Source organism: Pseudomonas sp. SAR267 (genome assembly GCF_052077595.1).
Taxonomy (GTDB): domain Bacteria; phylum Pseudomonadota; class Gammaproteobacteria; order Pseudomonadales; family Pseudomonadaceae; genus Aquipseudomonas; species Aquipseudomonas vlassakiae.
In genome coordinates, this window is the sequence record NZ_JBQIHU010000001.1 from 5,314,127 (window position 1) to 5,335,015 (window position 20,889).

The 20,889-nt window shown below is 57.4% G+C and carries 8 protein-coding genes; all 8 read left to right on the plus strand.

Features of this window, described 5'->3' with window-relative positions:
- The first annotated feature begins 14 nt into the window (after nucleotides 1-14).
- Nucleotides 15-3,689: a hypothetical protein gene (locus tag ACTORR_RS25140; protein ID WP_064590780.1), complete on the plus strand. Its 3,675-nt coding sequence runs from the start codon at nucleotides 15-17 to the stop codon at nucleotides 3,687-3,689.
- A 4-nt stretch (nucleotides 3,690-3,693) separates the two neighbouring features.
- Nucleotides 3,694-6,483 (plus strand): BREX-2 system phosphatase PglZ, encoded by a 2,790-nt coding sequence (gene pglZ / locus ACTORR_RS25145; RefSeq protein WP_064590921.1) that lies wholly within the window; start codon nucleotides 3,694-3,696, stop codon nucleotides 6,481-6,483.
- 18 nt (nucleotides 6,484-6,501) lie between these two features.
- Nucleotides 6,502-7,821, plus strand: a complete 1,320-nt coding sequence (gene brxD / locus ACTORR_RS25150; protein WP_064590779.1) for a BREX system ATP-binding protein BrxD — start codon at nucleotides 6,502-6,504, stop codon at nucleotides 7,819-7,821.
- Nucleotides 7,822-7,845: 24 nt separating this feature from the next.
- Nucleotides 7,846-9,957 carry a DEAD/DEAH box helicase gene (locus tag ACTORR_RS25155; protein WP_064590777.1) on the plus strand — a complete coding sequence of 704 codons (2,112 nt, stop codon included), beginning with the start codon at nucleotides 7,846-7,848 and terminating at the stop codon, nucleotides 9,955-9,957.
- A gap of 663 nt (nucleotides 9,958-10,620) precedes the next feature.
- Nucleotides 10,621-14,082, plus strand: coding sequence for an exodeoxyribonuclease V subunit gamma (gene recC / locus ACTORR_RS25160; RefSeq protein ID WP_064590775.1), 3,462 nt, complete (start codon nucleotides 10,621-10,623; stop codon nucleotides 14,080-14,082).
- Nucleotides 14,079-17,753, plus strand: coding sequence for an exodeoxyribonuclease V subunit beta (gene recB, locus ACTORR_RS25165; protein ID WP_064590773.1), 3,675 nt, complete (start codon nucleotides 14,079-14,081; stop codon nucleotides 17,751-17,753). The genes recC and recB overlap by 4 nt, the downstream gene beginning before the upstream one ends.
- Complete coding sequence (gene recD, locus ACTORR_RS25170) at nucleotides 17,750-19,843, plus strand: exodeoxyribonuclease V subunit alpha (protein WP_064590771.1); 2,094 nt, start codon at nucleotides 17,750-17,752, stop codon at nucleotides 19,841-19,843. Before recB ends, recD begins: the two co-directional genes overlap by 4 nt.
- Nucleotides 19,844-20,134: 291 nt before the next feature.
- Nucleotides 20,135-20,728, plus strand: coding sequence for a tetratricopeptide repeat protein (locus ACTORR_RS25175; protein ID WP_064590769.1), 594 nt, complete (start codon nucleotides 20,135-20,137; stop codon nucleotides 20,726-20,728).
- Nucleotides 20,729-20,889: the final 161 nt, after the last annotated feature.

The window sequence follows — 20,889 nt, forward strand, 5'->3', positions numbered from 1 at the left end:
CTGGGGTTTGACGCATGACATTGATTAAAGAGCTGATCGAGATCCCAGAAAAGGTTCAACGGGGTGATTTCGTTCTTAACCTGTCCAGTGGTTTGGCTGATGCAGCTATCAGTCAAACGCTGGAGCAGTATGTGGTGACACCGCAGCTGCGGCTGTCGTTCGAGGATGCCTTGAGCTTTATCAAGAGCACCGTAGAGCGCAATCAGAACCGTCAGAAAGGCGCGTACCTTCACGGCAGCTTCGGTAGTGGTAAGTCGCACTTTATGGCGGTGCTGCACCTGCTGTTGCAGGGCAATCCCCAAGCCCGGGCGATCAACGAGCTGGCGCCGGCTGTAGCCAAGCATGATGAGTGGCTGCAGCAAACCAATATCCTGCTGGTGCCCTACCACATGATCGGTGCCGCCAGCATTGAGGCGGGTGTGCTGGGTGGCTACGCGCGGCATATCAAGCACCGTCATCCAGATGCACCGGTACCCGGCTTCTACATGAGTGACCGGTTGTTCCGTGATGCGCGACAACTGCGCAGCAATATGGGCGATGAGAATTTCTTTGCCACGCTGAATAAAGGGGCAGGAGCGGCAGAGGACGACGGCTGGGGAGATCTCTCGACCGGTTGGGATGCAGCCAGTTTCGATGCAGTGCTCAATGACCAAGCCGGTGCTGACGATAAGGCTCGCTTGGTTGGAGATCTGATCGGCACCTTTTACAGCTCCATGGCGGATATGGCCAACAGCGAGTACGGCGGCTACGTCGATTTCGATGAAGGTCTGCGCATCATGACGGAGCATGCCAAAGCGCTCGGGTACGACGCGATTATCTTGTTCCTCGATGAGCTGATCCTCTGGCTGGCCAGTCACCTATCTGACCAGCGCTTTATCGCCAACAACATTCAGAAAGTGGTGAAGCTGGTTGAAGCCAGTGAGCAGCGTGCGTTGCCCATGGCCAGCTTTATTGCCCGTCAGCGTGATCTGCGTGAGTTCGTTGGAGATCAGTACAACGGCGCGGAGCAGCAAGCACTGAGTGACTCGCTTAAGTACTGGGATGGTCGTTTCCACACCATCACTCTGGAAGACCGCAACCTGCCAGTGATTGCCGAGCGTCGCTTGCTCAAGCCGATCAATGCGGCTGCCAAGGCGGAAATCGACAGTGCCTTTGCGGCCATGGATGCCGGTTTGCGCAGCGAGGTGCAGGAAATCCTGCTAACCAACAAGGGTGACCGCGAGATGTTCCGCTCGCTGTATCCCTTCAGTCCTGCTCTAGTGCAGGCGCTGGTGGCGCTTTCTTCCGCTCTTCAGCGCGAGCGTACTGCGCTCAAGGTTATGCTGATGCTGTTGGTCGATCAGCGCGAAACCCTGGAGTTGGGTGGATGCATACCGGTCGGTGATTTGTATGACGTGATTGCCTCCGAGGCTGAGCCGTTCTCGGAAGTGATGCGCATGCATTTCGACAATGCTCGCCATCTGTTCGAGCGCAAGTTGGTGCCATTGTTGGAGGAGGAGCACAACCTCAAGCTGGACCAGTTGCTCGCGCTGCCGGTCAATGACCTCGGCCGTCGTGCATTTACCAATGACATGCGCCTGATCAAAACGTTGTTGCTGTCGGCGCTGGTTCCTGAGGTGGAGTGCTTCAAGCAGCTCACAGCCAACAAGCTCGCTGCGTTGAACCACGGCACCATCAAATCACCGATCCCTGGGCGTGAAGCGCAGACGGTATTGCAGAAGTGCCGAAAATGGGCGGGGCGTGTCGGTGAGATCAAGATCAGTGATGACTCCAACCCTGTCATCGCGATTCAGCTTTCAGGCGTGGATACAGAAAGCATTCTTGAGCAGGCGAAGATCCACGACAACGACGGAGCGCGTCGCAAGCTGATCAAGGATTTGCTGTTCGAAGCGTTCAGTGTTCAGGATGACAACCAGCTGTTTATCGAACATCCCTTCGTCTGGCGCGGCACTCGTCGTACCGTTGAGGTTATGTTCCAGAACATTCGCGAGATTTCAGACTTCACCACCTTTGAGGCGCGTGGTGATGATTGGAAGGTGCTGGTCGACTTTCCATTTGACCAGGGCAATCACTCTCCCGCGAGCGATAGGGCACGCATCCAGGAGTACGAAGCCACTGGTAATGCGACACAGACCCTGTGCTGGTTGCCGTATTTCTTCAGCCAGTCGGCCCAGCGCGATCTGGGAACCTTGGTGACCCTAGAACACGTACTGAAAAGCGATGATCGCTTCGCTTCCTTCAGTAAGCATCTGAGTCCTATTGAGAGGGGCCAGGCACGTACGCTTCTCGATAACCAGCGTAGCCAGTTGCGCCAGCGTATCCGTGATTATCTGATGGGCGCATTCGGTGCTGCGCAGCCGCTGCCGGGTTCGTTGGATGATTCGGTCCAACTGGAGAGCCAGGTCTATTCGCTAGAGCCTGGATTTACTCCGCAGCTGCCGGTCGGTAGTAACTTGCGAGCGGCCTTCGAGCACCTGCTTTACCAGGCTCTGAGCTTCCAGTATCCGGATCATCCTGAGTTCGATGGTGAGGTCAGGCTCCCTGACCTTGGGAAGGTGATGGAGCAGTTGCGTCGGGCTGTGCATGCCAGTAATGGCCGCATCGATATCGATACGCAGTTGCGCTCGATCATGCGTTCCATTGCTCAGCCATTGAAGCTGGGTGAAATGCATGAGCGGCATTTCATTTTCAAAGATGACTGGTCAAGGCACATGACTCGTGAGCTGGCTAAGGATGAGTACGCCGGGGATCCAGTGACGGTGAAGCGACTAAGATCGGCCATTGATCAGCCGACACCAAAAGGTCTGCCAGACATTGTGCAGAACCTGCTGATCATGGTGTTTGCCGAGCATGGCCAGTATGCCTTCTCACTGCATGGCCAGGATTATGAGCCGACGCTCAAGGACATGCCCGATAACCTGCTGCTGACCAAGCAGGATCTAGCTGAGCCAAACATCTGGAAGCTTGGCGTAGATAACGCCTCTGCCATATTCGGCATGACGCCTAACAAGCTGCGCACCGCCAACCATCAGAATGCACTGGAAAAAGATGTGCAGGATGAGGTTAAGCGTCAATTTGGGCATTGCGAGGAACTGGTTACTGAACTCAGAAGCGCATTGAGCCGGGTTAGCCAAGCGACGCAATGTAATCGTCTGCGCAATGCTGAGTATGCCGTGAGTTTGTTGCAGACCTTACAGGGCAAGCAGGGGGCAGAGCTGATCGCTGCGCTGGCAGATATACAGCCTCCCACAAACTCGATGGCTCTCGCCAAAAGTATCGTTAGTGCTGCGAGCGTGACCCAGGCAATCCAGGACAATAACTGGCAACTGCTGGAAACCGTGTGGCAGTCGGGGGCTGCTGAGGCGCTGCAGATTAAGCAACGTGTCAGTGCCGCACTGGCCGCCGATGAGTTGGTTACAGCGTTGGCACAAGTACTTCGCCAGGCGCAGGCTGATGCCACGTCGCAGCTGACGCGCAACGTCATACCGCCGACCACACCGGATGTGCCGCCTGCCGATACCGGTAGTAAGGGTGCCGGCGGCAGAAAGGTGCTGGAGCAGGTTCAGCAGAGTGGCTTGACCAGCAAGCAGGCGCGCAGTTTGTTCGCCGAGATTGAGAGTAAATTGCAGGGCGGCTATGTGCTGGATGTGAGTTACAGCATTGTGCGCACGGATGGTGTCGAGGATTGAGGTGATGTTGATCATGCAGGCGAGCGCGACATTGCCGATGCCGGTGGTGACCCAACTGCAGGCAGTTTTTCAGCGTGATGCTGAGGCTGACTGTGTGGCATTAGTGTGGCACAACCCATTAACTGCTTTGGCTGTAGAGCAAGTGGTCGAAGGGCGAAGAGTCAGGGCCGTCTACTGCGTGTCTGAGCTGGCGATGCGTGAGGCCTTGGTCAAGCATTTCCAGGAGCGAAACGACACCTCAGAGCGTCTTGTGCTGCTGTCGGGCTTTGCCGAGACGGATCTGGCTATGGACGTGCTGGCGAGAATCTGGCGCAACGAGCCGCAGCGGATAAGCCCTTGGAAGACCCTGCAGCAACTAATTCGTGTCAGGGACATTGATCCTCGTCTAACGCGCAAACATGGCCGTTGGGTAGCTGAGGCGATGCTCAATGGTGTTGACCGTTATCAGGGGAAAATCAGCTTCGGCGAGATTCTGGATGAGGAGACGGCCTGGCGCGCTATCGCCATGTCTAATCTGAACTACCAAGAAGCCACGTTGGATCTGCAGTCGGTATTGAGTTGGAGCACTAAGGGTGATGTGAGTGCGCTGATTACGGCTCTGCCAGGCGATATTCGAGACAACCTCGGAGATTGGTTGGCCCGCGGCCTGCCCGACACTCATGATGTGGTATCGACGCTGCTTCTGAATGATCAGGGGAGTGATCTGCTCCCCGTCGCCTTGGCGTGCTCCGTGTTGTTTTCCTCGGACATTGAACGCTTGTCCGAGCTTGATTTAAGCCAGTTGCATATCAGTCGAGGGATCTTCCGTGAGCGCTTTTTGGGTGGGAAGAAGATCGAATTCCGAGCCCTGCAGCCACTGGGCGAGATTGCAGTTGCTCTGGTCCGGCAATGGGTAGGTGCTCTCGGTTTTCCTAGCTATGCGCGTTTTTTGTCGAAAGCAGAGCAGATTCTTGCGAGCTTAGATATGCAGGCTGCCGCCGAGCATTCTGCTCTGTTACCTTGCGGTCTACATGCTCGCTTTAGCACTTTTGCCACCGCTTTGGATCAAGCTCTGAATGGTGGCGACTCCATGCCTGCGGAGTCCGCTCTGCTGCTGATAGAGGGGCACCGTCTGGCTGGTTTGGACCGCTACAGCGAGACGGTTGCTCGGGCCAATATGGCCATGCGACTGCTGCGTTGGCTCAAGCTGGCGCCGAACATGGACGGGACAGTAGTTAGCCTGATCGGTGATTACATCGAGCACGGTGGTTTTTGTGATTGGGCACGAACCGCGATTTGGGCGGGAGATGCTGAGGAGTCCCTGAGTGCGGTTTACCTGAAGCTCTCAAAGCAAGTCGGGCGTTACAGGGAGCAGCAAAACCAGGCATTTGGACATCAGCTGGCAAGCATTGCTCGTGGTGATCATCTGCCTGCTCGACTCATTCCCGTCGAGCGCGCCCTGGATGATCTTGTTGCACCATTGGCTGAGCAGGGACAAGTGCTTTTGCTTGTGCTGGATGGGATGAGCGAAGCCGTCTACCGGCAGTTGAGTGCAGACCTCACCCGTAATCATTGGTTGGAGCTACAGCCTGCTGGCGTACAGGGCGATGCATGCCTGGTTGCAGCCTTGCCCACGGTGACTCAGGTCAGCCGTTGTTCGCTACTGTCTGGGGCGCTGTGTGAAGGCAATGCCAACGACGAGAAGAAGGCTTTCAGTAGTCATCCGCAACTGAAAAAACTGGCTTCCACCAAGTTCCCACCGCAAGTGTTCCATAAGCAGGATTTGTCCCAGTCTGGATCGGGCAGTTTGCAAAGTAGCGTTCGAGGGGTGATCGCGGGTACAGAGCACCGAATTCTGGCGGTGGTGATCAATGCCATCGATGATCAGCTGTCCAGTAGCTCACAAGTAAAGGTCGACTGGTCGTTTGAAACCGTGGCCTTGCTGCGCCATGTGATGGAGGCCGCTCGCGAGGCTGGACGTGTGGTGATCATTACCAGTGATCACGGCCACGTGCTCGATCATGATTCGGTTTACCAGCAGTCGGCCGCCGAAAACGGCGAGCGCTATCACCCAGTTGCACCTGGCATTGCTCCATCTGAGCTGGAAGTCCTGTTGTCTGGTGAGCGTGTCGTGACCACCAATAAGCAGGTAATCCTGCCCTGGTCAGAACGATTGCGCTATATCCGAAGCAAGAGTCATGGTTACCATGGTGGCGGTTCACTCCAGGAGGTGGTAATCCCGCTTGGGGTTTACATCAATGCCGCCACGCGACAGGCGATGGATGGTTGGCGGGAGGTGCCTCGTCGCCTACCAGCCTGGTGGCATTCGACAAATTCCATTCAGGGAGAGGCGCCGAGCGCGGCTGATCAGTTCAGTGTGCCTGCCGATGCACCCACTAAGAAAGTAGTTGGCAAGAAGCACGCTATGGCTGAGGTTGTCGACGATATGTTCGGCTTTGGAGCACCTTTAACCACAGCGAGTAATAAGGCCTCGCAGGCAACCACCAGCGACTGGATTGGAGCGCTGCTCTGTTCGCCTGTTTATCGCCAGGTTCGCGATAGGGCAGGCCGTACAGCGATCAGTGATGAACAAATGCAGGGGTTGCTGAGGCTGATGGAGAAACACCGCTGGCAGGTTATGGAGGCTGTGCTTTGTTCCGAGTTACAGATCCCGAAACTGCGGATTCGTGGGTTCCTCGCAGGAGCGCAGAAACTGCTCAATGTGGATGGCTATCCAATCCTTTCAGTCGAGCGTGATTCCCAGACAGTGCGTTTGACCGTTGCAGATCTGAAGAAGCAGTTTGAAATTCAATAACTACAAGGTGTAGTAGGCATGTCGATTAGCCAACAACGTCGTCAGGATATTCTGGATGCTCTGCGGCGAGGAACTGTGCCGCAGTATGGTTTAGATGCCTTGGCTGTTGGTTTGTTGCCCTTTGAGCGCGCCTTCGATGAAGAGCTGGAAAAGGTCAGTCGGGGCGGGGCTGTTTTCAAGGCTATTCGTGGCGAATACGGCAGCGGTAAAACTTTTGCGTCACGCTGGCTGCGAGAGAAAGCCCATCGGCTCGGCTTTGCCTGCGCCGAGGTACAAATTTCCGAGACTGAGACGCCGCTGCACCGCCTTGAGACGGTCTACCGACGCCTGATGGAGCGTTTGACCACGCCGGAGATGCCCTCGGGCGCGTTTCAGAATATTGTCGAAGCCTGGTTCTACACCCTGGAAGAGGATGTGCTTGCCCAGCATGACATCGACCCCAATGACTCAGAAGCGTTGATTGATGCCACTGATTTGCTGATGGAGAAGCGCTTGGGTGAAGTAGTGCGCTCTGCACCTGCGTTTGCCCTTACCTTGCGGGCCTATCGAAGAGCTCTACTGGAAGGCGAGGAAGAGATTGCTAACGGGCTTTTGGCTTGGATGGCAGGTCAGCCGAACATTTCTGCTGCGGTTAAGCGCTATGCAATGATCAAGGGCGACATCGACCATTTCGGCGCGTTGAGCTTCCTGCAAGGTGTGCTGACCATCCTCAAAGATTCTGGGCACCCAGGACTGCTGCTTGTGCTCGATGAGGTTGAAACCCTCCAGCGCATGCGCGGAGATGTTCGCGACAAGAGCCTGAATGCGCTGCGTCAGTTGATGGATGAAGTAGACTCTGGGCGATTCCCTGGTCTCTATCTGGTGATCACGGGTACTCCAGCCTTCTACGATGGCCCTATGGGTGTTCAACGTCTGTCTCCTCTGGCCCAGCGCCTGGCTGTGGACTTCACCACTGATGCTCGGTTCGATAATCCTCGCGCCGTGCAAATCCGCCTTCGTGGCTTCAGTCAGGAGTCACTGGAGGAGGTCGGTCGCAAGGTGCGTAACCTGTATGCTGATAACAGCGCTATGGCTGACCGCATTCTTCGGCTGGCGGACGATGACTACATCGTTGAGCTGTCAAGGGCAGTCACCGGAAAGCTGGGTGGCAAAGTTGGGATTGCACCACGGATCTTCCTTAAGAAGCTGGTGGGTGAGGTTCTGGATCGTATTGACCAATTTGAAGACTTCAATCCGAGGCAGCATTACGCATTGACCATCTCGGATACCGAGCTGACATCGGTCGAGCGCGCCACAAGTGCGGCAAACTCAGTTGACGATATTGAGCTCGATCTTTGATCCGCCTGAGTGGAGCTTTGCTGCATGAGTGAGTTCGATAAGCTCCATCCAGCCTTGCAGCATCACATCGTCAACTCTCTAGGTTGGAATGGTTTGCGGCCTTTGCAAGAGGCCACTATTCAGCCCGTTCTGGATGGCGAGCACGCGATCTTACTGGCTCCTACGGCAGGCGGAAAAACCGAGGCAGCAAGCTTTCCCGTGTTTTCACGCATGCTCAGTGAGAGCTGGGAAGGGCTTTCTGTTCTCTATATCTGCCCGATCAAGGCGCTGCTCAATAACCTTGAGCTGCGGTTGAGTTATTACGGGCATCTCCTGGGGCGCAGCGTTGCTCTGTGGCATGGGGACATCAGCGCTGCGCGTAAGGCCAAGATTGTGGCCTCGCCACCAGACATTCTGCTGACAACCCCTGAATCGCTAGAGGTAATGCTGGTCTCCAGCAAGGTTGATCATCAACAACTGTTTGCCAATGTGCGGACGGTGATTATTGATGAGGTACATGCCTTTGCCGGTGATGACCGTGGCTGGCACTTGTTGTCTGTCCTTGAGCGAATTAGCGTTCTTGCCGGGCGAGAGATTCAGCGATTGGGGCTCTCTGCAACCGTGGGTAACCCTGACGCTCTATGCGACTGGCTGGCAGGTAGCTGTGCAGCAAGAAGGAGCGTGATCAACCCTCCTGCTGAGAATAATGTGATTCCTGACGTCCAGGTCGATTGGGTCGGGTCGCTGAAAAACGCAGCAATTGTGATTTCAAGATTGCACAAAGGCGAGAAGCGCCTCGTTTTTGTGGATAGCCGTTCCAAGGTCGAGGAGCTTGCGGTTGAGTTACGTTGCCTAGGTGTTGCCACCTACATCTCCCACAGCTCTTTGAGCTTGGAAGAGCGGAGAGCTGCTGAAGAAGCGTTTTCCCAGGGCAATGACTGCGTAATCGTTTCTACTTCGACGTTGGAGTTGGGTATCGATGTGGGCGACCTTGATCGGGTTATCCAGATCGATGCTCCGTATACGGTGGCTTCGTTCCTGCAGCGTATTGGTCGAACCGGCCGGCGCGCGGGCAGCTCTCGAAACTGTCTGTTTCTGACTACCAAGGAAGATGCATTTCTCCGTGCTGTGGCGTTGTTACAACTATGGCGGCAAGGCTATGTCGAACCTGTCGAGCCGCCCGCGAGGCCAATGCACATTTATGCCCAGCAAACGATGGCATTGGTGCTTCAGCAAAAAGGAATCATCGTCGCCGACGTCGATCAGTGGATGTGCCGCATGCCGGGTTTTGCCGGAGTAACGCCCGATGACCGTGCTGGCGTTATCAGCTACATGCTTGCGGCCGGAATATTGCACTCTGATGAGGGGCTTATCGGGATTGGCAAGGCCGGAGAGAGGGCATTTGGTGAGAAGAACTTCATGGAGCTCTTCTCGGTGTTCACGACGCCTCCCATGGTTAAGGTTTTTTGGGGCAAGCAGGAGCTAGGGGAAGTTCATCAACTGACCTTTGCTGTCCGTGATAATGGCCCGGCGTTGCTTACTCTTGGCGGGCGCAGCTGGCAGACGACCTATATCGACTGGCCGCGGAAAAAGGCTTTTGTCGAGCCTTCGGAGGTGCGAGGTAAGTCGCAATGGGTCAGCGATGCGCAGCCGCTGAGATACGAGCTATGTCGTGCGATTGCAGATGTGTTGGTTTCAGATCTTGTTCCAGAGGGGCTTTCATCCAGAGCTCAGGCACTGCTTGCCGATCTGCGTGACCAATATGGCTGGATGGAGTCAGGTAAAAGTACTCTGATCCTTGATGCCGATGGTAATGCGATTTGGTGGAACTTCGCAGGCAAGTTGCTGAATTCGGCAATGAAGGATCTGCTGGCTAATGAGGCAGATAAGCTCATCGCCGACAACGAGTGCTTGAGTTTTCGGCACGTCTGTTCTGGCGAGGCGCTGGTAAGTGCTATTCGAGAGATTCTTGCGGGTGATGCGCGTGATTTGGCGGTGCTGCTGGATGAGGCCTTTGTACAAGAGCTGAAATTTGCTGAGTGCTTGAGCCAGAAAGAGATTGATCGTGAGCTGGGACAGCGGTACTCAGTTGATAGTGACTTCCAGAAGTTCTGTCGTAATTCACTTGCAGTTCTTAGGGTAAGGGATAACGCCTGATATGAGAATCATCCGTCTTAGCGAAGTCATTCGGACAGTTGGTCTTGCTCGATCAATACAAGTTGATAGGTGAGGTGTGGCGTTGAGGATGAGTATGAGAAAGCGCTGTGGCAGCAGTATCCTCAGCTAGCCCGTCTAGAGGCACAAACGAAAGTGTACATGGCATGTTGGGTCATTATGAATAACTTTGTGAGCGCGCGCCTACGCATTCTCCGTATTAAAAATTCGCTGCTTTCGCCATACGATAATCAGTCACCTAATCCATAAAATTGATTTTTACAAATTTCGAGTCGACTTTCCCAGTGCAGTCACTCCCTTGAAGGCCTCACGCATGCTCTCGACAGCTTCAAGCACGCCCGTAAGGTTATCCGGCGTGTTTGCTGCAAAGGCCATTACTTACCGATTTATGCATGAGGATAGTTATTAGAATACTGTTCGTTGAGTCGGGTGGCGCATTGAGAGGCCGTTTTATCAAATCTTAAATGCTCAATCTTATTACTGTGTCTGCGGCCTGCCTAACGGTTTGACAAAGATCTCGAAGTACTCAAATACCGCTTCCTGCGTTAGGCGGAGACCATGGACCACGCCCCCTTATTGGCATACAGTGATGGCTTTTTGATGCTCCACTGAAAAGCCGAACGTTCAGAACTGAGGGAAGCGGTTATGCTGGATACGGACTCGTTGAAGCCTGGCTTTATGATCATCCACGGCAATCGCCTGGATGATCTACGTGAGCTGGCTGTTGGTTGGATGCAGCGTTACCCGTTGGCACCGCTAGAGAATGAGGTTGTACTGGTACACAGCAACGGCATCGCGCAATGGTTGAAGCTGGCATTGGCTGAGGATCCACACAACGGTGGGTGCGGTATTGCGGCGGCTTTGGATGTTCAATTGCCGTCACGTTTTCTGTGGCAGGCATATCGCTCGGTTTTGGGGGCGCAGACGACCCCGGAATCCTCACCGCTGGACAAGGCGGCTTTGAGTTGGCGGCTGATGCGCTTGCTGCCTCAGTTACTGGGAAATCCTCATTTCAGCAGCCTGCAGCGGTTCCTTGAAAACGATGACGATCAGCGCAAGCGCCATCAGCTGTGCGAACGGCTGGCAGATTTGTTCGACCAGTATCAGGTCTATCGCGCTGATTGGCTGGAGGACTGGGCGGCCGGACGGGATCAACTCAAGTCGATCAAGGGCGGTGTGAAGCAGCTGGATGCGGACAATCTCTGGCAAGCTCAGTTATGGCGTGAAGTCTTGGCGGATGTTGGCGAGGGCGCGCTTGAGCATAGTCGCGCGGGGGTTCACAAGCGCTTTGTCGCGCACCTGCGTGAGGCCGTACAGGCGCCGAGTGGATTGCCACGGCGGGTGGTGGTGTTCGGTATTTCGTCGATGCCGGCGCAGGTGCTCGAAGCCTTGGCCATGCTGTCGCGCTACAGCCAGGTATTGCTGTGCGTCCACAACCCGTGTCGCCATCATTGGGGCGATATCGTCGCCGATAAGGAGCTTTTGGCGCACAGCTATCGCCGTCAACCCTTGCGCAATGCGCCCATGGCGGCGAATGAACACGGCCAGCCCTTGCTCGCTGCGTGGGGCAAACAAGGCCGCGACTATATTAACCTGCTCGACCACTATGATGAGCCCGGCAGCTACCGGCACCTGTTCGACGGCCTCAATGGAGGGCGGATCGATCTGTTTACCGACCCTGCGCCCTCAAGCTTGCTGGGGCAGTTGCAGAGCGACATTCTTGAATTGCGCCCGCTGGCAGAAACACGTGGAGCCTGGGGACCTGTCGATGCTGCACAGGATCGCTCGATACGTTTTCACGTGGTCCACAGCGCGCAGCGTGAAGTGGAAGTGTTGCATGATCAGTTGCTCGCGCGTTTCAGTGCCGACCCCCAGCTAAGCCCGCGTGATGTGATCGTGATGGTGCCGGACATCAACGCATATGCCCCGCATATTGAGGCGGTATTCGGCCAGGTACCACGGCACGACCCGCGTTACTTGCCCTTTACTGTGGCCGACCAGGGCCAACGTGGGCGCCAGCCTTTGCTGATTGCACTCGAGCACTTACTCAAACTGCCCCATAGCCGGTTTGCCGCCAGCGATATTCTTGACCTGCTGGACGTGCCGGCACTGCGCGCGCGTTTTGCCATCAAGGAAGCGGATGTGCCGATCCTGCAGCGTTGGATCGACGGTGCCGGTGTGCGCTGGGGGCTCGATGCGCAGCAGCGTGAGAGCCTGGACATGCCCGCAGGCCTGGAACAGAACACCTGGCGCTTCGGGATGCGTCGCATGCTGCTAGGCTACGCGGCTGGTCGCGGGCCGGAGCTGAATGGCATCGAGCCCTACGATGAGGTGTCGGGGCTTGAAGCGGCCCTGGCCGGGCCGTTGCTGACCCTACTCGACCACCTGGAAATTGCTCGCCAAGATCTGCAGCAGCCAGCCACACCGGTGCTCTGGGTCGAGCGCCTGCAATCGCTGTTGAAGGTGTTCTTCCGCCCGGTGGGCGATGCCGAGGAACTGCTGGTCAACCAATTGCTCCAACTGCTCGATGACTGGTTGCGTACGTGCGAGGCTGCGCAGTTTGTGCAGGCGCTGCCGTTGAGCGTGATACATGAAGCCTGGCTATCTGGCATTGAAGAGGGCGGCCTGTCGCAGCGCTTCCTCGCCGGTACAGTGAATTTCTGCACCTTGATGCCGATGCGGGCGATCCCGTTCAAGGTGGTGTGCCTGCTGGGCATGAGCGATGGTGATTACCCGCGCCAGCAATCGCCCGTCGATTTTGACCTGATGCGCAACGACTATCGCCCCGGTGATCGGTCGCGGCGTGAAGATGACCGCTACCTGTTGCTCGAAGCGCTGTTGTCTGCCCGGGAGCAACTGTACGTGAGCTGGGTAGGTCGCAACATCCGCGATAACAGCGAGCGCGTGCCTTCGGTGTTGATTGGCCAATTGCGTGATCATCTGGCCAGCGGCTGGCGCTCGGCCACGCCCGATTCACTGCTGCATGCGCTGACCCAGGAGCATCCGCTGCAACCGTTCAGCGCTGCCTATTTTGCCGACCAGCCTGGTCCTGATGGCTTGTTCACGTACTCCCACGAGTGGCGTGAGGTGCATGACGCGCAAGACGGACAGCAGGCGGTCGAGCTGTTGCCAACGCTCGCGCAAGACACGCCATTGACCCTGCGGCAACTGGCCGGGTTTGTGCGTGATCCCGTCGGTGCCTTCTTCCAGCAGCGGCTCAAGGTCAATTTTGACAATGACGAGTTGACCAGCCGCGATGACGAAACCTTCCAGCTCGATGGCCTTGAAAACTGGCTGCACCAGGATCGGCTGAGCCAAGCGCTCAAGCGTTGGGTCGAAGAAGATTACTGCCCAGAGCAGACGATGACCGAGCTTGATCTGCACGTACAGCGTTTGCAGCGCGAAGGCAAGTTGCCGTTGGGCGGTTTCGGCCGTTTGAGCGCATCGGCCCTGGTGGAACCGATGCCGGACATGCTGGCGCGCTACCACGCGCAATTGCAGGCGTGGCCTGAAATCGAGGAAGGCCAGACTGCCACAATGATCGCCGCCGATGAGACGACCCCGGGGTTGAGTGACTGGCTGGGCGGTATTCGCCGCAACGCCCTAGGTGAGCGCGCCTATCTGCAACTGGACAGCAAGAAGTTGTGCACCGACGACAGCTGGCGCTGGCACAACCTGGTGCGCCCTTGGCTGCGGCACCTGGCGTTGCAGTTGAGCGGGCAAGGCTGCACGACGATTCTGGTCAGCTTGAACGGGGATGTGGTGTTCCGGCCCGTGCCCGTGCAACAGGCTCAGGCACAGTTGCACGCGCTGCTCGACGCCTGGGTGGCGGGCATGCGAGAACCGCTGCCAGTGGCTTGCAAAAGCGCCTTTGCCTGGCTTGCAGCCGGCGGGGACGGCAGCGATACAGCCCGCGACAAAGCACGTGAGGCGTTTGAAGGTGGCTTCAAGCACACAGGAGAGGCTGAGAGTTCGTTTGCCTTGCGCCGCGCGTACGTCGATTTCGACCAACTGTGCGCTAGCGGCCAGTTCCCCCTCTGGGCCACACGTTTGTATGGCGGCCTGTTCAATCACCTGACTTCGAGCTGCGCAGGGAGCGACCAATGACAACGGTAAATCTCAACCCCCTCGACTTTCCCCTGCATGGCAGCCGTTTGATCGAGGCGAGTGCCGGCACCGGCAAAACCTTCACCATCGCCTTGCTCTATGTGCGCCTTGTGCTTGGCCATGGCGGCGAAGCCGCGTTCAAGGGCCCACTGACACCGCCTCAGATCCTGGTGGTGACGTTCACCGACGCAGCTACCCAGGAGCTGCGCGACCGTATTCGCGCCCGCCTGACCGAAGCCGCGCAGTGCTTTCTGGAGCCTGATCTACAACATGACAAGCTTCTGCAGCAACTGCGTGCCGAATACCCAACTGAGCAGTGGCCCGCGTGCGCCCGCCGGTTGCAACTGGCGAGCGAGTGGATGGACGAAGCGGCGGTCTCGACCATCCATGGCTGGTGCTATCGGATGTTGCGTGAACATGCCTTCGATAGTGGAAGCTTGTTTACCCAGACACTGGAAACCGATCAGAGCGAACTGCTGGCCGAGGTGGTCAGGGACTACTGGCGTCGGCATTTCTATGAGTTGCCTGTCGAGCAGGCGCGTGCGATCAGTGATTGCTTCAGCAGCCCTCAAGACTTGGGCAATGCCCTGGGTGTGCTGATGGCTCGCCGAGATGCCAGCTATCAATACGAAGCAACGCCACTTGAAGCCCCCGGCTCGTTGCAGGCATTGCTCAAGGAGCCAGGCGAGTGGTACCAAACGGTCGCCGAACTGGAGCACAACGCGCGTAAGCTCTGGCTTGAGCATCAGGGCGAGCTTGAGGATCTGCTGCGCAGCATTCGCCCTCACATGAGCGGTACGACTTACAAGAAAATCGATCGGGATGACGTCTTCAACGGCCTTCTGAACACGTTGGCGCAGTGGGCCAGGGGGCAGTCTGCACCGCACAACGTGCATGCTTTCGGGGTGTCTGGTATCAAACTGAAGGGCAAAGCCGTAGTGCCCGAGCATGCGGCTTTCAAGGCGATCGATCTCTGGATCGCACAACGAGATGCCAAAATCGACATCCGCGCTCAACTGCTGCTTCATGCCTTGCATGAAGTGCGCGAGCGTTTTGATGAAGAGAAACGCCGCCGTGCCGAAATTGGTTTCGACGACCTGCTCAATCGCCTTGACCAGTCCTTGCAAGGGCCGTCCGGCCCTCGGCTGTCCGAGACCATTCGCCAGCAGTACCCGGTCGCTTTGATCGATGAATTCCAGGACACCGACCCGGTTCAGTACCGGATCTTCGATACTATCTACCGCATTCCCGACAACCTGGATGACAGTGGCCTGTTCATGATCGGCGACCCGAAACAGGCGATCTATTCCTTCCGTGGCGCAGATATCTACACCTACCTGCAGGCGCGTGAGGCCACGGTTGGCCGGCATTACACGCTGGGTACCAATTACCGTTCGACCCAGGCCATGGTAGAGGCGGTCAACCACTGCTTCAGCTACGCCGAAGGCCACCCCCGCGGTGCGTTTCGGTTCGCCGAAGAGGGCCAAGGCAACCCAGTGCCGTTCACCAGCGTTAATGCCAATGGCCGCGACGATGTGCTGCAGATCGCGGGTAAAGACCAACCTGCCTTGACCTTCTGGCAACTGCAAACCGATGGCGTGATCAATAACGCCACATACCTGCGCGAGGCCGCCGAAGCATCGGCATCGGCGATTCAGGCCTGGCTCGACCCCGCCGCCCCTGAACGTTCGGGCTTGCGGGCGGCCAATGGCGAAATCATCGCCTTGCGGCCTGCCGATATCGCCATTCTGGTGCGCAATCGCAAGGAGGCCGAAGCCATTCGTAAAGCGCTTGCGCACCGGCAGCTGGCCAGTGTCTACCTGTCCGATAGGGACTCGGTGTTTGCCAGCGAAGAGGCCCAGGACCTGCTGTACATCCTGCGGGCCTGCGCGCAACCCACCAGTGACCGCTTGCTGCGCGCAGCGCTGGCGACTCGCAGCGTTGGCCTGCCATGGCAGACGCTGGAGCTATTGAACCAGGATGAATTGTTCTGGGAGCAGCAAGTCCTGCGATTCAGGGATTTTCGTGCGTTGTGGCAGCAACAAGGCGTGCTGCCCATGCTGCGCAAGCTGTTTGCCACCTTCAAGGTCCCGGCCCGCTTGCTGCTGGAAGACCAAGGGGAGCGCCGCCTGACCAACCTGCTGCATTTGGCCGAGTGGCTGCAGCGCAGCGCCGCCGAGCTCGATGGCGAGCATGCGCTGATCCGCCACTTGGCCGAGCAGGTAGATGGCCAGAGTGAAGAAGAGATTCTGCGCCTGGAAAGCGATTCGGACCTGATCAAGGTTATTACCGTGCACAAGTCCAAGGGGCTGGAATACCCGTTGGTGATGTTGCCATTTGCCTGTAGCGCCAGAGCGATCGATGGCCGCAGCACGGCACCGCCCATGTTCCATGACGACGATGGCCTGGTAATTGAGCTGGCCAAGGGGGACTCGGCAAAGCCGGCACAAGGGTTTGCCAACGATGAGCGTATGGGTGAGGAAATGCGCCTGCTCTACGTCGCCCTGACCCGCGCCCGTTATGCCACCTGGATTTGCGTTGCCCCTCAGGGCTCCAGGGCTGGAGGAAGGTCGACAGACTTGAACAAGGCGGGTTTGGGTTACCTGCTGGCGGGCGAGGGCGCAATAGCACCAGACCAATTGGCTGGCGTAGTCGAGGCGTTGGCATACGGCTGCAACGACATTGCCGTGTGCAGCGCACCCGCCGCAACCGACAGTGTCCACGTGGCGCCTGCTCTGCCCAGTGTCGGGCCGGCCTTGCGTCCCGTGCATACGCTTGCGGCAAACTGGTGGATTGCCAGCTACTCCGCCTTGGCCATTGCGGACGGTCATGTGCTGATGGGAGCTGACTCGGCTATCAGCCTTGAGCCGGCGACCGCGCTCGAAGCCAATCTGCAGGAGGAGGGCGACGCTGAAAGCTTGCCTGTGGGGGTCGGGATTCACGGTTTCCCTCGGGGGGCGGGTCCGGGCACCTTCTTGCACGGGTTGTTCGAATGGGCCGGCCGGGAAGGCTTCGCCAAGGCTGCTGGTGATCTCGAAGCTTTGCACAACACCGTGGCCCGGCGCTGCAACCTGCGCGACTGGGAGAACTGGATCGAACCATTGTCCGCCTGGCTGGGCAGCTATCTGAATGCGCCGCTGCGCTTCAACGGTACCCAGAGCACACTCTCGGCCCTGAGCACCTACCAGGTCGAGATGGAGTTCTGGTTCTCCAGCCACTACGTGAACGTCCAGCGCCTCGATGCGCTGGTGCGCCGGTACACCTTGGCTGGTGCACCGCGCCCTGTGCTGGCCCCCAATGAGTTGAACGGCATGTTTAAGGGCTTCATCGACCTGACGTTCGAACACCAAGGCCGCTTCTACGTGGCGGACTACAAATCCAACTGGCTGGGCAGCAACGACCATGCCTATGCCGCTGAGGCGATGGCCGCGACGATGCTGGACAAGCGTTACGACCTGCAGTTGTGCCTGTACCTGCTGGCCTTGCATCGTCAGCTTAAGCTGCGTCTTCCAGGCTATGACTACGAGCAGCATATGGGCGGGGCGTTGTACCTGTTCATCCGTGGGCATCAGGCGCTCACCCATGGCGTGCACTTCGAGCGGCCGCCACGGCAACTGATAGAACAGCTGGACCAACTTTTCATGGGGCAGCACACGGAGGTCAGCGCATGAGCCAAACCCTTAAGCAACTCAGCAACAGTCAACGCACGGTCGATCATGCACCGGTATTCATTGGTGAGGCTAGCAACACTGCGCTGCTGCAGCAACTGGACAACTGGGTGGGCCGCGGCTGGTTGCGTGCGTTGGACCGCTCGTTCGTGACCTTCATCCTTGAGCAAGATCCTCAGGCCCAGGCCTGTGTGTTGTTGGCCGCCGCGATGACCAGCCACCAACTCGGTCGCGGGCATTCCTGCCTGGACCTGGCGGCAACGCTGAATGCCCCAGACTTTGTGTTGTCGTTGCCACCTGAGGGAGAGGAGGGCAACCAGCTACCGTCGCAATGGTTGCTCGGCCTGCGTGTTGAACAATGGCGCTGGGCGCTGGCCGCGAGCCCGTTGGTCGAGGACCGGGACGGGCAGCAGCTCAGCCCTGAGCGCCCGTTGGTATTGGCAGGACAGCGCCTGTACTTGCGTCGTTACTGGAACTACGAGCGCAGCATCGCCCAAGCCCTGAGCGCACGCTTGAGTATTGCCACGGCTACGCCGGAAAAACTCGCCAGCCGGCTCGATGCCTTGTTCCCAGATGCTTTTGAGATCAACGGCGAACGCTGCAGCGACTGGCAAAAGATTGCGTGCGCACTGGCTGCGCGAGGCAATTTCAGTGTCATCACTGGTGGTCCTGGTACGGGCAAGACCACCTCGGTGGTGCGCCTGCTGGGGTTGCTGCAAGCCCCTGCGGTGGAAGAAGGAAAACCACTGCGCATCCGCCTCGCCGCCCCCACCGGCAAGGCGGCTGCGCGCTTGTCCGAGTCCATCGGCAAGGCTGTAAGTGTATTGCCTGTCAGCGCCAAGGTGCGCGAGGCGATACCGACAGATGTTTCAACCTTGCACCGCTTGCTCGGCAGTCGACCGGATTCGCGTAACTTCATTCACCAGCGTGACAAGCCGTTGGAATTGGATGTGCTGGTGGTCGACGAGGCGTCGATGATCGACCTGGAAATGATGGCCTGTCTGCTGGATGCCTTGCCCCGTCAGGCGCGCTTGATCCTGTTGGGTGACAAGGACCAGCTGGCGTCGGTGGATGCCGGTTCGGTGTTGGGCGACTTGTGCCGTGAGGCTGAAAAGGGCGGCTACAGCGAGCAGACGACGGCCTGGCTGAACACCCACAGTGGCGAGGCGCTCAATGCGCCTGGTTTGCAACTGGCAGCCGGCCTGGGCGACCCACTGGCGCAGCAGACCGTCATGCTGCGTTACTCGCGGCGCTTCGATCCCCAGCAAGGGATCGGGCGCCTGGCGAAGTTGGTCAATGAAAAAGATGTCGCTCAAGCCCGCAACTTGCTGGAACAGCCCTCCGCGCAGTTGTGCAACCTCAAGCTGCGTGGCGAGCATGATGCCGCGCTCACTGACGTGATCATCAATGGCAAAGGCGATGCCCCGGGTTACCGTCATTACCTTGAGAAGCTACGGGACCTGCGCCCTGCAAGTGATACGCTCTGGGACAGTGGCCTGTGGGCCAGCTGGGCTGGCAGCGTATTGTCCGCGTTCGATGAGTTCCGCCTGCTCTGTGCGCTGCGCCGTGGGCCTTGGGGGGTTGAGGGGCTGAACCAGCGGGTTGCCGCAGAACTGCACCGCTGCGAACTGCTGGCAGGCGAGCAGGGGTGGTACGAGGGGCGACCGGTGCTGGTCACCCGCAACGACTACAGCCTGAACTTGATGAACGGTGACATTGGCATCGCCCTCTGGGTGCCAGGTCCCAACGCTGAGCGGGCGTTGCGCGTAGCCTTCCCGCGCAATGATGGCAACGGTGGAGTCCGCTTCGTGATGCCAAGCCGGCTGGTGGAGGTCGAGACAGTGTTTGCCATGACGGTGCACAAGTCCCAGGGTTCGGAGTTCAACCACACGGCCTTGGTATTGCCCGATGCGCTGAACCCGGTCTTGACTAAGGAGCTGCTGTACACCGCCATCACCCGGGCCAAGCAATGGTTCAGCTTGATAGAGGCCAGCCCAGGGGTGTTCGAGGGGGCGGTGAGCCGCAATGTGCAGCGTACTAGCGGGTTGGCGCTGCAGTTGCAGGACGGGCTGAGGAGCGTTTACCGCACCTGAGTAGGAGCATTTAGGCATTTGTAACCTGGGTATTGGGCTTCGGCAGTGACCTTTGCCATGGTAGAGGTTACTGCCTGAACTGTAATGGTGAAATTGGCCTGCGGGCCGGCGGTGGCAACTACACGTTGCATAAAGGCTCGGTACGTTTTCATTGATTCTGCTCTGGTTGAAGGTGAGCCCTCACAATGAGGATCGCTTACGACGGAATGTGTCGTTGTTCAATTACGACACAAGATGTCGTTTGAGTCTCGAGAATGGGCTTGTCGAGCGATCAAATAGAAGGCTGTCCGAATGAGCCCAGATGATAAGGTCTTTAAATTTTTGGATGCGCTGCTGCCCCGTGCAGAGTGCGTGCGCTTTGTTGAGAGGCGATTTCCATGCGTTGTCGATATTATCGGGATGCCTTCTTTAAGGGGGCCAAGACTGAGAATCGATGGGGTCCATAAAATGATAGGTGTTGTGGCCAGTCCACTGACTAATTTCCAAGATCCCTCATTGCTGGGCTGTCTCTATGAATCTCTGCGTGATGATGCGCTAGCCTCTGATCCAGATGCGATCAATGATCTGGGGTGGCTTTGGATGAATGGTAGTCGACTGTCTGTCGATTACGTTCTTGCCCGACGTTTGCTTAGACTTGCGTATGTGTTGGGTTCAGGTGAGGCGGCGTTCAATCTTGCTGAGCAAGCCTGGCACGGTCGAGGAATAGCTATTAATCACGACCTTGCGGCCTGCTATTACGAACACGCATATGATCGTGGTATCAGTTGGGCGGGCAAAGCGCTGGGGCGGCTGTACGAGACTGGTGCAAAGGGCCAGGCGCCGAATTTTGAACAGGCTGCTTACTGGTACCGAAAGGCAGTCGAATCTGCATTGTTTAGGGGTTAAAGGCATGATCATTGGAGCTTGGAGCATGTATGCGCTGCTAAGTCTGATCTTGATTTTGCTGTTATTTCAGTATTTGCAGTATACTAAACTCTCGAGTTTGATTAACCACTGGCAGGTTAACATTCAGGAGCAGCGGCAGAGTACCTATTTCCACATTGAGG

Excerpts from the sequence above, each read along its gene's own strand:
- ACTORR_RS25140 (WP_064590780.1), top strand. The coding sequence starts at position 15 with ATGACATTGATTAAAGAGCTGATCGAGATCCCAGAAAAGGTTCAACGG.
- pglZ (WP_064590921.1), top strand. The coding sequence starts at position 3,694 with ATGTTGATCATGCAGGCGAGCGCGACATTGCCGATGCCGGTGGTGACC.
- brxD (WP_064590779.1), top strand. The coding sequence starts at position 6,502 with ATGTCGATTAGCCAACAACGTCGTCAGGATATTCTGGATGCTCTGCGG.
- ACTORR_RS25155 (WP_064590777.1), top strand. The coding sequence starts at position 7,846 with ATGAGTGAGTTCGATAAGCTCCATCCAGCCTTGCAGCATCACATCGTC.
- recC (WP_064590775.1), top strand. The coding sequence starts at position 10,621 with ATGCTGGATACGGACTCGTTGAAGCCTGGCTTTATGATCATCCACGGC.
- recB (WP_064590773.1), top strand. The coding sequence starts at position 14,079 with ATGACAACGGTAAATCTCAACCCCCTCGACTTTCCCCTGCATGGCAGC.
- recD (WP_064590771.1), top strand. The coding sequence starts at position 17,750 with ATGAGCCAAACCCTTAAGCAACTCAGCAACAGTCAACGCACGGTCGAT.
- ACTORR_RS25175 (WP_064590769.1), top strand. The coding sequence starts at position 20,135 with ATGAGCCCAGATGATAAGGTCTTTAAATTTTTGGATGCGCTGCTGCCC.